This is a genomic window from Priestia sp. YIM B13490, from assembly GCF_042787735.1.
Taxonomy (GTDB): Bacteria; Bacillota; Bacilli; order Bacillales; family Bacillaceae_H; genus Priestia; species Priestia megaterium.
On record NZ_JBHZOT010000006.1, the window covers coordinates 134,475 to 147,396 of the forward strand.

Below are 12,922 nucleotides of genomic sequence, written 5' to 3' on the forward strand. Positions count from 1 at the left end.
AATCATTAAAAATAAAATTCAGTTCTACTTTTTTTAATCATCTCATAGATTTGTTACTAGAAAACAAGTTGAGGTGATTAAAATGAGAGAACAATTAAAAATTGCCAGTGAAAATGATTATATTCGAATTCAGCAGTTTTTACAAAAAGCGGGCATCAGCACAGCAGGTGTGGAAGAGCATATTCATCAATTTGTCATAATGGAAAATGAAGAAGGCGAGCTGCTAGCAACAGTTGGGTTTGAAAAAGAAGGTGTGGATGGAATTCTCCGCTCCCTTGTCGTGTCTCCTTCTTTAATGCAATCTGATATTCTGCTGCTATTTAAAAGCATCGTCCAGCTGGCTCAAAAGCATGGCGTGAAGCAACTATATTTACTAACAAATAAGGCATCTTCTCTACATTTTTTTCAAATGATGAATTTTCAGCAAACATCTTACAGTGCACTGCCTGAGTTGTTAAAAGAACATTCTTATTTAAAAAAGTTACCAAACCCTCAGGATGTCTATGTGATGTTTTATGCAGCTAGTTAAAAGAAAATGTGGATAAATCATTTTAAAGGGGTATCCACAATGTTATTCACAAAAATATGAGCTTTATCCACATTTTGTGGATAAAGCTTGTTTGTTGATATAATGAATGCAGGTATTTTACTATCTATGATACATATTGTACTTTTAAAGTAAAAAAAACCTAGATATAGAAAGAAAAAGGAGTTGAAGAAGATGGAAACTAAGTTATGGGTTGTGGATAATTTTACGAACGAAAAAGATATTTATCCACAGATAGAAGAAGCAGCAGATTTGCTGCGCAATCACGAAGTGGTTGCTTTTCCTACAGAGACGGTGTATGGATTAGGAGGAGATGCAACATCGGATAAAGCTGTGGATAAAATTTTTGCAGCGAAAGGACGTCCTAGTGATAACCCTCTTATTGTTCATATTGGAGATAAAGAGCAGCTTCATACATTTGTAGAGTCGATTCCTTCAAAAGCAGAGAAAGTGATCGATGCTTTTTGGCCGGGTCCTCTTACAGTAATATTACCCAAAAAAGATCGAGTTTCAGATAAGGTTACGGCTGGTTTAAGCAGCATTGCAGTGAGAATGCCATCACATCCAGTAGCCCTCGCATTATTAAAAAAAGTGGCTTTGCCTATCGCAGCTCCTAGTGCAAACCTTTCCGGCAAGCCGAGTCCCACTCTAGCTCATCATGTGATGAATGATTTAGAAGGGCGTATTAGCGGAGTTGTAGACGGAGGAGCAACAGGGGTAGGAGTAGAGTCGACTGTCCTTGATTGTACCGAAGAGATTCCTATCATTTTACGTCCGGGCGGCATTACTCAGAAAGAGTTGGAAAATGTCATTGGTCCCGTAAAAGTAGATCGAGCGTTACTAAGTGATAAAGAAGCGCCAAAATCTCCAGGTATGAAATACACGCATTACGCACCTGATGCACCGCTTGTCATTGTTGACGGCAGTTCAGATTTTTTCCAATCTATTATCGATCGCTATAAAGATCAGGGTAAGCGAGTAGGGGTATTAACGACATCTGAACATGAAGATGCGTATAAAGCGGATGCGGTTATCACATGTGGATCTCGTTCAAATTTAGAGACGGTTGCTAGCCACTTATACGAGTCGCTTCGTTCATTTAATGAGTGTGACGTAGATGTTATCGTTAGTGAAAGTTTTTCTGAAGAAGGAGTCGGTCATGCCGTTATGAACCGATTAATGAAAGCTGCAGGACATCACGTGATTAAGCAATAAAATTCATCTTCTAAACCTTTTCGAATGTGCATATTTTGAAATAGGAGCACGTCCGAGGAGGGTAAAGATGAATGTATCTCAGTTAATTAGTGAAATGATCACGTTAGTCATTATGGCGTTTGCCTTAGGAATGGATGCTTTCTCAGTTGGTTTGGGAATGGGATTAATTCGTTTACGCTTTCGCCAAATTTTCTACATTGGTGTTGTTATCGGTGTATTTCATATTTGGATGCCGCTGTTAGGCATGTTTATTGGACGACTTTTGTCTGATAAACTTGGAATGTTTGCTACCTATGGCGGTGGAATTTTATTGTTGATTCTTGGGGCGCAGATGATTTATTCCTCCTTTAAGCATGACGATACGCCGTTTATCAAACCAGTTGGCTTTGGACTGTTATTTTTTGCGCTCAGCGTGAGTCTAGATAGTTTTTCTGTTGGACTTAGCTTAGGTATTTTTGGGGCAAGAACGTTTTTGACCATTATTGTTTTTGGCGTAGTGAGTATGCTATTAACTTGGTTAGGACTGCTGTTAGGCAGAAGAGTACAAGGTTGGCTTGGTTCATATAGTGAGGCACTGGGCGGGAGCATTTTATTAGCTTTTGGAATCAAATTGTTACTACCTTTTTAACTATATATAAATAGGTAAAGGATCATGACCATGCAGGTTATGGTCTTTTTTTGCTTCTTTTGGATTGCAGTGATAAAAGAAGGAAAGCGAAGTCGTTTTTTCGAGGTGCATGAAGCGATAATGGATAAAAAATACCCGAAAAAGCTAACTGGATTTATGCAGGCAATAGAGATACAATAGGGTGGAATATCAACATAGTCGAACATAGTGAAAGCAAGGGAGGATGTATCTTGAAAAACATCTTATTTGTATGTACAGGAAACACGTGCCGCAGCCCTATGGCAGAAGCGTTGCTCAAAGCTAAAGAGATAGATGGAATAAACGTGAAGTCTGCAGGCGTATTCGCTTCAAATGGAAGTGAAGCTTCTGTTCATGCACAAGTTGCCCTTCACCAGAAAGGCATAGCTTGTTCTCATGCTTCGGCAGCATTAACGGAAGAACAATTGATGTGGGCTACTTATATTTTTACGATGACGGAGCAGCATAAAATGCTGATTTTGAACCAAGCTCCATACGTAAGTGATAAATTATTTACGCTAAAAGAATTTGCCGACGAGCAAGGTGAAGTATCTGATCCGTTTGGCGGATCATTACAGACGTACGAACAGACTTTAGAAGAGTTAGAGCGTATGATTAACAAAATAGTCGACAAATTATAAAAGGTCCCATAAATTTTTGCTGACTTAAAATGAACAGAAATTTAATATAAGACGAAGGTACGTATGAGGAGGAAACAAAGATGAAAGTAGCTATTGCATCTGACCACGGCGGTATAAATTTGCGACAGGAAATTATCTCTTTAATGGAAGAATTAAATATTGAATATGTGGATTTAGGGTGTGAATGCACAGCGTCCGTAGACTATCCGGATTATGCACTTCCCGTTGCTCAAAAAGTGGCGAGCCAAGAAGTAAGCCGAGGCATTCTTATTTGTGGAACAGGCATCGGTATGAGTATAGCAGCTAATAAAGTAAAAGGAATTCGCTGTGCTCTAGTGCATGATACGTTCAGTGCAAAAGCGACAAGAGAACATAATGATAGCAACATTTTGGCAATGGGTGAACGTGTCATTGGGCCGGGACTTGCACGTGAAATTGCGAAAATTTGGTTAATGACAGAATTTGAAGGCGGCCGACATGAAAATCGCGTGAATAAAATTAAACAGTATGAGCAGCAAAGTGATGCAACATTAACTGTATAATGTGAACGTATTCAATGAAAGAAAGGAAGAAAAACGTGTCTGAACTTACGAAATGGAAAGAGCAGTTGGAAACAGTTTTATCTGATTTTTTAGCACAAGTGCAGTTGTCTTCAGAACATACACTTGTCATTGGATGCAGTACAAGCGAGGTAATTGGTGAAAAAATAGGAACCGCAGGCGCAATGGAAGTCGCAGAAATGATTTTTGATGCGCTATCAGATTTTCGAAAAAAGACGGGTGTTCACTTAGCATTTCAATGCTGTGAACATCTCAATCGAGCACTGGTAGTAGAAAGAGAATTAGCTCGCAAAGAGCGTTTAGAAATGGTTAGTGTTGTGCCTATTCATAAAGCAGGCGGAGCGATGGCTACACAGGCCTATGGCCAGCTTAAAGATCCTGTTTTGGTAGAGTTTATTAAAGCTGATGCCGGTATTGATATTGGAGATACATTCATTGGTATGCATTTAAAGCATGTCGCAGTACCCGTTCGTTGTAAGTTAAACGCAGTTGGACACGCTCATGTTACTTTAGCAAAGACGCGTCCAAAACTAATTGGTGGAATGAGAGCGTTTTACGAACTTTCGTAATTAAATATATTAAAATAATACACATTTTTTCTTTTTTATTCTAAATAAATCATGTTACAATGTAGTTGAATCAACAAATAACGAACATTGCGAATACGAAATGAGGAGAGGATTTTGATGGAGAAACAACTAATGCAACAAGATCCAGCAGTTTATAATGCGATCAAGGATGAATTACAAAGACAACGTACTAAGATTGAGCTAATTGCTTCAGAAAACTTTGTAACAACAGCGGTAATGGAAGCACAAGGTTCAGTTTTAACAAATAAATATGCTGAAGGCTATCCAGCTAAACGTTACTACGGCGGTTGTGAACACGTAGACGTAGTAGAAGACTTAGCTCGTGATCGTGCAAAAGAAATTTTCGGAGCAGAGCACGTGAATGTTCAACCTCACTCAGGTGCACAAGCAAACATGGCTGTATATTTCACAGTTTTAGAGGCTGGAGACACAGTACTTGGTATGAATTTATCGCACGGCGGTCACTTAACGCACGGAAGTCCTGTTAACTTTAGTGGTGTTCAGTACAATTTCATCGAATATGGCGTAGATCGTGAAACACATCGCATTAACTACGATGATGTATTAGAAAAAGCTCGTACACATAAACCAAAATTAATTGTGGCTGGTGCAAGCGCATATCCACGCGCAATCGACTTCAAGCGTTTCCGTGAAATCGCTGATGAAGTAGGCGCTTATTTAATGGTAGACATGGCTCACATTGCTGGTCTAGTAGCTGCAGGACTTCATCAAAATCCTGTGCCACATGCTCATTTCGTTACAACTACAACACATAAAACACTGCGCGGACCACGCGGCGGTATGATTTTATGTAAAGAAGAATTTGCGAAAAAGATTGATAAGTCAATCTTCCCTGGTATTCAAGGTGGTCCATTGATGCACGTTATCGCTGCAAAAGCAGTAGCATTTGGTGAAGCATTACAAGATGAATTTAAGCACTATGCTCAAAATATCATCGACAATGCTAATCGTTTAGCAGAAGGATTAAAGAAAGAAGGATTTGCTCTTGTATCTGAAGGAACAGACAATCACCTTGTGTTAATCGACGTAAGTTCAATGAATTTGACAGGTAAAGTAGCTGAAAAAGCACTTGATGATGTAGGTATTACAACAAACAAAAATACAATTCCTTACGATGAGCAAAGCCCATTTGTAACAAGCGGTATCCGTATTGGTACAGCTGCGGTTACAACTCGCGGATTTGGCTTAGAAGAGATGGATGAAATTGCTTCTATCATCGGATTAACGCTTAAAAATATTGAAGATGAAGAAAAGCTAGCTGAAGCTAAAACACGCGTTGAAGCTTTAACAAGCAAGTTTGAAATGTATAAATCACTGTAAGAGAGACAGGCCTTTGTGCCTGTTTTTTTATGGAGAAAGTGGTAGCAATTCAATCATTTTTTGAATAATGCTTGAACTCAAAAACTTTTTTCTGTAAAATGAATGCAATGTATAAATTTAATTAGCAAGAGATATGTTTTTACTAGTACGTACCATTCAATTCGTTGAATGGTATTTTAATGTGTACATCTTTATATATAAGGAGAGATATCAATGGGCAAAGTATACGTATTTGATCACCCGCTTATTCAACACAAATTAACTTACATACGCGATGTAAAAACGGGAACGAAAGAGTTTCGTGAATTAGTTGATGAAGTGGCAAGCTTAATGGCTTTTGAAGCGACACGTGATTTACCGCTAGAAGACGTTGAAATTGAAACACCGGTTTGCAAAACAAAGTCAAAAGTTATTGCAGGGAAAAAGCTTGGTATCGTTCCAATTCTTCGTGCTGGTATCGGCATGGTAGATGGATTTTTAAAACTAATGCCAGCTGCTAAAGTTGGACACGTTGGCTTATATCGTGATCCAGAAACATTACAGCCTGTTGAATATTATGTAAAGCTGCCTAATGATGTAGAAGAGCGTGACTTTATTGTAGTAGATCCTATGCTTGCAACAGGAGGGTCAGCTGTAGAAGCAATCAACTCTCTTAAAAAAAGAGGCGCTAAAAACATTAAATTTATGTGTTTAATTGCTGCTCCTGAAGGCGTGGAAATCGTAAAAGAAGCACACCCTGACGTAGATATTTACATTGCGGCATTAGATGAAAAATTAAATGACCATGGATATATTGTTCCAGGTTTAGGTGATGCAGGGGATCGTTTATTCGGTACAAAATAATTTGTAGATTCGGGTGATGAACATGAAGCAGCCAATTAAAGTAATGACGATATTCGGGACAAGACCAGAAGCAATTAAAATGGCCCCTCTAGTGCTAGAGCTTAAAAAGCGACCTGAGGAGTTCGAAGCGATTGTGACGGTAACGGCTCAGCACCGTGAAATGTTAGACCAAGTATTGAGCATTTTTGACATTCAGCCTGACTATGACCTTAACATTATGAAAGATCGCCAAACTCTTATGGACGTAACGACCAGAGGATTAGAAGGTTTGGACGACGTAATGAAAAAAGTAAAGCCGGACATCGTACTTGTACACGGCGATACAACTACGACGTTTATTGCCGGACTAGCAGCTTTTTATAATCAAATTCAGGTGGGACATGTTGAAGCAGGTTTGCGCACATGGAATAAATATTCTCCATATCCGGAAGAAATGAACCGTCAGCTTACAGGCGTTCTTGCTGATATGCACTTTGCTCCGACAGATAAGTCTGCAGCTAATTTGCAAGCAGAGAATAAAAAAGAAGAGCGAATCTTTGTGACTGGAAACACAGCTATCGATGCGTTAAAAACGACAGTAAAAGAGACATATGAGCATGAAGTGTTAACGAAATTGGGAGATGATCGTCTTATTTTATTAACGGCGCATCGCCGCGAAAATTTAGGCGAACCAATGAAAAACATGTTCCGTGCGGTTAAACGTATTGTGGATGAACATGAAGATGTGCAAGTTGTGTATCCTGTTCATTTGAATCCGGTAGTTAGAGAAACAGCAAACGATATCTTAGGAAATGACCCACGCATTCATTTAATTGAACCGTTAGATGTAATTGACTTCCATAACTTCGCTGAGCGCGCTCATATTATTTTGACAGATTCGGGCGGTGTTCAAGAAGAAGCTCCTTCATTAGGCGTACCTGTATTGGTACTTCGTGATACAACAGAGCGACCGGAAGGAATTGAAGCAGGAACGCTCAAACTAGCAGGAACGGAAGAAGAAACAATTTATACGCTAGCAAAAGAGCTGTTAATAGATGAAGACGTATATAAGCAAATGTCACAAGCATCGAATCCTTACGGAGATGGCTTAGCTTCTAAACGTATTTGTGATGCTATTAGCTACTATTTCAACCGCCGGGAAAAAAGACCGGAAGCTTTTAATCCGCTTTCGTAAGATTTCTAAACACCTTTCACATGAAAAGTGTCTCTTTGAGACACGATAGTGTGAGAGGTGTTTTTTTATGTGGATTAAATGGTTAATGCTTAGCTTTATATTAGGGAGCGGGGGAGGGCAAACGTCGCTCAATCCGACATTTCCTTCTATAAAACAAGAAATGAATCATCAGGAAAAATCAATAATTGTCATGGTTGAAAAAGAAAAATTCGCGGAATTTAAAAGTCAGCTACAAAAAAATTATCCTAATATAAAGATTAAGAGCGAGTTTCACACGGTATTTACAGGACTTTCATTAAACGGCTCCATCTCGGATTTGGAAAAACTATCTCATAATCCTTCTATTATTGGTTCACATTCTATTAAAAACTACCAGGTTGCAGAAGAAAATAGTGTAACCTTCATTGGCTCAGAACAGGTAAGAGGCTTATTTGATACTCATAATCAGCGCTTAACAGGAAAAGGGATCAAAGTAGGCGTCATCGATACGGGTGTTGATTATTCTCATCCCGATTTAAAACAAACCTACAGGGGAGGGTATGATGTAATAGATAAAGATTATGAGCCGATGGAAACCACTCGGGAGCAAGGAGAGCCTACTCTGCATGGCACTCATGTAGCCGGTATTATTGCAGCAAATGGAAATATTAAAGGTGTAGCACCTCAGGCGGAGATCTACGCATACCGAGCTCTTGGACCTGGTGGAGCTGGAACGTCTGAAAGTGTTATTCTAGCTATCGAAAAAGCAATTCAAGATGATGTAGATATTATTAATTTATCATTAGGAAATGATGTGAATGGCCCTGATTTACCAACAAGCTTAGCGTTAGATCGAGCTGTTGAAAAAGGAATTGTAACGGTTACATCCAGCGGCAATTCAGGTCCAGGTTTATGGACCGTGGGCTCTCCAGGTACAGCGGGAAAAGCTATTTCGGTTGGCGCTTCTGTTTCCCCGACAACAGTTCAATTTCTAACAATTGGATTTAACAAAGAAAAAATTATGATGGCGCCAGTAGAAGGGTCTCGTCCATGGACGTTTAATCAAACGCTGCGTGTAATAAATGAAGAATACTTCAAAGAAGAGCAAAAGCATGCGTTGGGTAACGTCATTTTGCTAAAAGCAGAAGGAAATGTGGTTGAAAAAAAGATTAAACAAGCTGAACAGGCAGGAGCAAAAGCCGTTATTTTATATAGTCCGACTGAAAAAAGCATAATCGGTAAACTACAAGAATCAGTAAATATTCCAGTGATATGGGTAAGTAAAAAAAACGGTGATACCATTAATCAATACATTCAGTCTCAACAACCATACTTACGCACTGGCAAGCAAGTGGTGCAAGACTTGCTCACATCTTTCAGTTCAAGAGGACCTGTAACGACTACTTGGGGAATCAAGCCGGACGTCGTCGCACCTGGTTACTTCATTAATAGTACAGTTCCTGGGGGATATGAACGCATGCATGGAACAAGTATGGCTGCGCCCCATGTAGCTGGAGCGTGCGCTCTTATTTTACAAGCTCACCCGAACTGGTCTCCTGAACAAGTCAAAGCTTCATTGATGAACACAAGTAAAGTAATGCAGCAGCTAAATGGTCAAACGTATCGCGTATATGAACAAGGAGCCGGGAGAATTCAAATAGCAAAAGCTGTCACAGCAGACTCTTTATTTTATCCATCTTCTTTATCTTTCGGTATTTTTACGCGCCCATCAAAGAAAGTCTTATCATTTAAAATTGATAACCAGTCTGATAAAGCAAAAACGTATCGCTTGAACGTTCCGAAAAGGGATGAAGGAGTGAATTGGGATGTTCCATTACCCGTCACGGTGCAGCCCCATCAGACAAAAGAAATAGCTGTCACTTTATCGGTGCAGCCCCGTTTTAAAAATAAAGGTATATATGACGGATATTTGGAAATAAATGATTCACGTGAAACATTTTCGCTTCCTTATATGTACATGGTTAGCATTCCAGATTATCCCCGTGTCATGGGATTGCAAGTAGCAGCGGAAAAAGAGAAAAATACGTATAGCTATGAACTGTTTTTGCCTGAAGGAGCAGATGAGTTAGGCGTTGCTCTTTTTGATAAGCAGTCTTTACAGTTTATATCGTATTTAGATGTTGACGTTGATGTAGAAAGAGGCATGAGAAAACGGAAAATAACGATCGATGAATCGCTTGTACCGGGAGCGTACCAAATATTTGCATTTGTGAAAAAGCATAGACAAGAGCATGTTGTAAACAGTACAATAACGATTGAATGAACCTCTTTAAATGTTTTCATTTGAAGAGGTTTTATGTGTGGCAGAAATGTGAACAATAAGAAGAGATTGTGAAGTTTTTAGCTTAAACACATTGACATTAAATATACGCTATTGTATGCTTACAGGGAATATAAATGATAAGGTTTTCAACCTGTGAAAACCGTTGATATTTCTGCGTATTTTATTAGCTGTTTTTACCTTTTTTAGCAATTTTTTTTGCCTTTCTATCATATATTGAGCTATAAAAACGATAGAGAATTCGGAAAAAAGAAAATTTTGCAAAAGGGGTATGAGCTTATGAAAGATCGCAACCGTCATCCTTTGCAAGCGATGGCATTAGTGTCAATCATTCTATCACAGTTAGCAGGTTCAGTCTTAATTGGCTTATTCTCTGGAAGATGGGCTGATCAATGGCTTGACACCGAACCACTTTTTTTGATTTTAGGCCTTCTTTCAGGGCTAGCAGCAGGTGTTTTTATGATGCTGCGGACAGTCCACCATTTTTTTTCAGGAGATTAATAATTCATGCAGGATTTGCAGCACGTTTTTCCAAGACTTCGTTCATACATATTGTATTTGTTAGCATTATACGTTCTCGGCTGGGGATTTACAAGTTATAAGGCTGTTTTTGCAGGTTTAATTTTAGGAACCGCCCTGAGTTTGTATAATTTGTGGAACTTAGTAAGAAAGTTTGAGCAGTTTGGACAGGCGTTGGATGAGGGGAAAAAGCCCCGTTCAATTGGGACTGTTGTAAGATTTGCAACAGCTGCTCTCGCAGTTGTGATTACCATCTCTTATCCAAAAACCTTTCATATTATTAGTGTAGTTGTGGGATTAATGACGTATTACGTTGTCATTATCATAGATTTAGTTGTTCAAAATATGCGTAGAAGATAGAAAGAGAGGTGAACACAGTTGGGTCATGAATCACCAACTATAGAGTTTCTAGGCCTTACTTTTAGTCAAAGTAACTTGCTTATGGTTACCGTAGCTTCTGTTATTGTATTCTTAATTGCAGTTTTATGTACTCGTACTCTTGCTATGAAGCCAAGCGGTGCACAAAACTTTATTGAATGGGTCTTAGATTTTGTTAAAGGACTCGTTAATAGCAATATGGATTGGAAAACAGGTGGCCGCTTTTTGACGCTAGGTGTAACTTTACTTATGTACATTTTTGTGTCAAATATGTTGGGTCTTCCATTTGCCATCGTGATTGACCATAACTTATGGTGGAAATCGCCAACCGCTGATCCAGCAATTACGCTGACGTTAGCCGTTATGGTAGTTGTACTATCACATTACTATGGTATTAAAATGCGAGGGTTCTCTGCATACACGAAAGATTACTTCAAGCCAATGGCATTTTTATTCCCGCTTAAGATTATCGAGGAGTTTGCCAATACGTTAACGCTTGGCCTTCGTCTTTACGGTAATATTTATGCTGGGGAAATTTTGTTAAGCTTGCTAGCTGGTTTAGCAACAACAGGCTTCCTAGGTACAATTGGAGCTGCTATTCCAATGCTTTTATGGCAAGGATTTAGTATTTTTGTAGGCGCAATTCAGGCCTTCATTTTCACAATGTTAACGATGGTTTATTTATCTCACAAAGTGAGTAGCGACCATTAATTTATAAAGCTTTGTTCAAGTAATACCCAATTTGGACAAAACAAAACTTAGTTAAACAAAATCATATATATTAAGGGAGGACTTTATAAAATGGGTTTAATAGCATCTGCAATTGCGATTGGTTTAGCGGCACTAGGTGCTGGTATTGGTAACGGTCTTATCGTTTCTAAGACGATTGAAGGCACAGCTCGCCAACCAGAAGCACGTGGTACATTAACTTCAATGATGTTCGTTGGGGTTGCCTTAGTTGAGGCGCTTCCAATTATCGCCGTAGTTATTGCATTCATGGTACAAGGTAAATAATAATGTGTTACATGTGGCGAAGATCATTCAAAAGAACCTTCGCCATTACTTTATGTCTTTAATAAGTAAATTATATATGTGGAGTCTCTGAAGGGAGTGAACATGGCCGTGTCGAACATGTTTGTGTTAGGAGCAGCAGGCATTAATGGTGGAGATATTCTTTTCCAATTAGTGATGTTCCTTATCCTACTTGCGTTACTTCAAAAATTCGCGTTTGGTCCTGTAATGGGAATCATGAAAAAACGTGAAGAGCATATTGCCGGTGAGATTGATGAAGCAGAAAAGCAAAATGAGGAAGCGAAGAAGCTTGTTGAAGAGCAGCGTGAAATCTTAAAGCAATCTCGTCAAGAAGTGCAAGTAATGATGGAAAACGCTAGAAAGTCTGCAGAAGATAAAAAAGAAGAAATCATTGCGGCAGCACGCGAAGAGTCTGAGCGTCTAAAAGCTGCAGCAAAACAAGAAATCGAACAGCAAAAAGATCAAGCAGTTGCTGCGTTACGTGAGCAAGTTGCTTCATTATCTGTTTTAATTGCGTCGAAAGTTATTGAAAAAGAACTTTCTGAACAAGATCAAGAGAAGTTAATTCATGAATATATCCAAGAAGTAGGGGATGTACGATGAGTCAACCAGCTGTAGCCAAGCGCTATGCACTAGCTCTTTTTCAATTAGCAACAGAAAAACAGATGATCGATGAAATGCAAGACCAGCTACAAATCGTTGAAGAGGTGTTTGCTAAAACACCTGAATTAATGGATGTATTAACTCATCCAAAAATTACAATTGAGCGAAAAAAACAGTTTGTAAGTGAGGCATTTGCTGAACTTTCACCAACTGTTCAACATACGGTTCTTCTATTATTAGAGCGTCACCGCATTCAAATTGTTAGCGAGATGGTAAAAGAGTATCGTTTCCTAGCGAACGAAGTACGTGGCGTGGCAGATGCAACTGTTTATTCTGTCAAACCTTTAAGTGCAGATGAGAAAAGAGCAATCTCACAATCATTTGCTTCTAAAGTTGGAAAACATACGTTAAATATTTCAAATATAGTAGATAAAAGCCTAATCGGCGGCGTGAAGCTTCGCATTGGTAATCGTATCTATGATGGCAGCATTAGCAGCAAATTAGAAACGATCCACCGAGGACTTCTTGCACACAGATCGTAGATAGGGGTGA

At 39.0% G+C, this 12,922-nt stretch carries 16 protein-coding genes; all 16 read left to right on the plus strand.

Annotated features, from left to right (window positions below):
• Positions 1-82 precede the first annotated feature (82 nt).
• The 16 genes from ACFX4R_RS18780 (at position 83) to ACFX4R_RS18855 (ending at position 12,912) form a co-directional block, all read left to right on the plus strand.
• Complete coding sequence (locus ACFX4R_RS18780; protein WP_013059817.1) at positions 83-529, plus strand: GNAT family N-acetyltransferase; 447 nt, start codon at positions 83-85, stop codon at positions 527-529.
• A gap of 192 nt (positions 530-721) precedes the next feature.
• The gene (locus tag ACFX4R_RS18785; RefSeq protein WP_043977484.1) at positions 722-1,762 is read left to right on the plus strand and encodes an L-threonylcarbamoyladenylate synthase; all 1,041 of its coding nucleotides are present in this window, start codon (positions 722-724) and stop codon (positions 1,760-1,762) included.
• A 67-nt stretch (positions 1,763-1,829) separates the two neighbouring features.
• Positions 1,830-2,390 carry a manganese efflux pump MntP gene (locus tag ACFX4R_RS18790; protein WP_013059815.1) on the plus strand — a complete coding sequence of 187 codons (561 nt, stop codon included), beginning with the start codon at positions 1,830-1,832 and terminating at the stop codon, positions 2,388-2,390.
• A gap of 230 nt (positions 2,391-2,620) precedes the next feature.
• Positions 2,621-3,049: a low molecular weight protein arginine phosphatase gene (locus tag ACFX4R_RS18795; protein WP_025752493.1), complete on the plus strand. Its 429-nt coding sequence runs from the start codon at positions 2,621-2,623 to the stop codon at positions 3,047-3,049.
• Positions 3,050-3,129: 80 nt separating this feature from the next.
• Entirely contained in the window at positions 3,130-3,591 is a 462-nt protein-coding gene (gene rpiB, locus ACFX4R_RS18800; RefSeq protein WP_013085468.1) for a ribose 5-phosphate isomerase B, read from the plus strand.
• A gap of 35 nt (positions 3,592-3,626) precedes the next feature.
• Positions 3,627-4,178 carry a TIGR01440 family protein gene (locus ACFX4R_RS18805; RefSeq protein ID WP_372482335.1) on the plus strand — a complete coding sequence of 184 codons (552 nt, stop codon included), beginning with the start codon at positions 3,627-3,629 and terminating at the stop codon, positions 4,176-4,178.
• 117 nt (positions 4,179-4,295) lie between these two features.
• Positions 4,296-5,540 (plus strand): serine hydroxymethyltransferase, encoded by a 1,245-nt coding sequence (locus ACFX4R_RS18810; protein WP_013059811.1) that lies wholly within the window; start codon positions 4,296-4,298, stop codon positions 5,538-5,540.
• 213 nt (positions 5,541-5,753) lie between these two features.
• Positions 5,754-6,383, plus strand: a complete 630-nt coding sequence (gene upp / locus ACFX4R_RS18815) for a uracil phosphoribosyltransferase (RefSeq protein ID WP_013059810.1) — start codon at positions 5,754-5,756, stop codon at positions 6,381-6,383.
• Between the two features lie 22 nt (positions 6,384-6,405).
• Positions 6,406-7,557 carry a non-hydrolyzing UDP-N-acetylglucosamine 2-epimerase gene (wecB, locus tag ACFX4R_RS18820; RefSeq protein WP_237075075.1) on the plus strand — a complete coding sequence of 384 codons (1,152 nt, stop codon included), beginning with the start codon at positions 6,406-6,408 and terminating at the stop codon, positions 7,555-7,557.
• 67 nt (positions 7,558-7,624) lie between these two features.
• Positions 7,625-9,820: a S8 family serine peptidase gene (locus tag ACFX4R_RS18825; protein ID WP_280560587.1), complete on the plus strand. Its 2,196-nt coding sequence runs from the start codon at positions 7,625-7,627 to the stop codon at positions 9,818-9,820.
• A gap of 297 nt (positions 9,821-10,117) precedes the next feature.
• Positions 10,118-10,339 carry an AtpZ/AtpI family protein gene (locus ACFX4R_RS18830; protein ID WP_013085464.1) on the plus strand — a complete coding sequence of 74 codons (222 nt, stop codon included), beginning with the start codon at positions 10,118-10,120 and terminating at the stop codon, positions 10,337-10,339.
• A 6-nt stretch (positions 10,340-10,345) separates the two neighbouring features.
• On the plus strand, positions 10,346-10,717 hold the full coding sequence (locus tag ACFX4R_RS18835) for an ATP synthase subunit I (protein WP_013059806.1): 372 nt from the start codon (positions 10,346-10,348) through the stop codon (positions 10,715-10,717).
• 18 nt (positions 10,718-10,735) lie between these two features.
• Entirely contained in the window at positions 10,736-11,446 is a 711-nt protein-coding gene (atpB, locus tag ACFX4R_RS18840; protein ID WP_013059805.1) for a F0F1 ATP synthase subunit A, read from the plus strand.
• Positions 11,447-11,536: 90 nt separating this feature from the next.
• A complete protein-coding gene (atpE, locus tag ACFX4R_RS18845) occupies positions 11,537-11,749 on the plus strand; it encodes a F0F1 ATP synthase subunit C (protein WP_013059804.1) in 213 nt (70 codons plus the stop codon).
• Between the two features lie 102 nt (positions 11,750-11,851).
• Positions 11,852-12,370, plus strand: coding sequence for a F0F1 ATP synthase subunit B (locus ACFX4R_RS18850; RefSeq protein ID WP_013085463.1), 519 nt, complete (start codon positions 11,852-11,854; stop codon positions 12,368-12,370).
• On the plus strand, positions 12,367-12,912 hold the full coding sequence (locus ACFX4R_RS18855; protein ID WP_013059802.1) for a F0F1 ATP synthase subunit delta: 546 nt from the start codon (positions 12,367-12,369) through the stop codon (positions 12,910-12,912). The genes ACFX4R_RS18850 and ACFX4R_RS18855 overlap by 4 nt, the downstream gene beginning before the upstream one ends.
• Positions 12,913-12,922 lie beyond the last annotated feature (10 nt).

What these genes read in the sequence shown, in the direction of transcription:
- atpE (WP_013059804.1), top strand. Translation starts at nt 11,537, where the DNA reads ATGGGTTTAATAGCATCTGCAATTGCGATTGGTTTAGCGGCACTAGGT.
- ACFX4R_RS18850 (WP_013085463.1), top strand. Translation starts at nt 11,852, where the DNA reads ATGGCCGTGTCGAACATGTTTGTGTTAGGAGCAGCAGGCATTAATGGT.
- ACFX4R_RS18785 (WP_043977484.1), top strand. Translation starts at nt 722, where the DNA reads ATGGAAACTAAGTTATGGGTTGTGGATAATTTTACGAACGAAAAAGAT.
- ACFX4R_RS18835 (WP_013059806.1), top strand. Translation starts at nt 10,346, where the DNA reads ATGCAGGATTTGCAGCACGTTTTTCCAAGACTTCGTTCATACATATTG.
- ACFX4R_RS18810 (WP_013059811.1), top strand. Translation starts at nt 4,296, where the DNA reads ATGGAGAAACAACTAATGCAACAAGATCCAGCAGTTTATAATGCGATC.
- ACFX4R_RS18825 (WP_280560587.1), top strand. Translation starts at nt 7,625, where the DNA reads ATGTGGATTAAATGGTTAATGCTTAGCTTTATATTAGGGAGCGGGGGA.
- ACFX4R_RS18830 (WP_013085464.1), top strand. Translation starts at nt 10,118, where the DNA reads ATGAAAGATCGCAACCGTCATCCTTTGCAAGCGATGGCATTAGTGTCA.
- rpiB (WP_013085468.1), top strand. Translation starts at nt 3,130, where the DNA reads ATGAAAGTAGCTATTGCATCTGACCACGGCGGTATAAATTTGCGACAG.
- upp (WP_013059810.1), top strand. Translation starts at nt 5,754, where the DNA reads ATGGGCAAAGTATACGTATTTGATCACCCGCTTATTCAACACAAATTA.
- ACFX4R_RS18855 (WP_013059802.1), top strand. Translation starts at nt 12,367, where the DNA reads ATGAGTCAACCAGCTGTAGCCAAGCGCTATGCACTAGCTCTTTTTCAA.
- ACFX4R_RS18790 (WP_013059815.1), top strand. Translation starts at nt 1,830, where the DNA reads ATGAATGTATCTCAGTTAATTAGTGAAATGATCACGTTAGTCATTATG.
- ACFX4R_RS18780 (WP_013059817.1), top strand. Translation starts at nt 83, where the DNA reads ATGAGAGAACAATTAAAAATTGCCAGTGAAAATGATTATATTCGAATT.
- wecB (WP_237075075.1), top strand. Translation starts at nt 6,406, where the DNA reads ATGAAGCAGCCAATTAAAGTAATGACGATATTCGGGACAAGACCAGAA.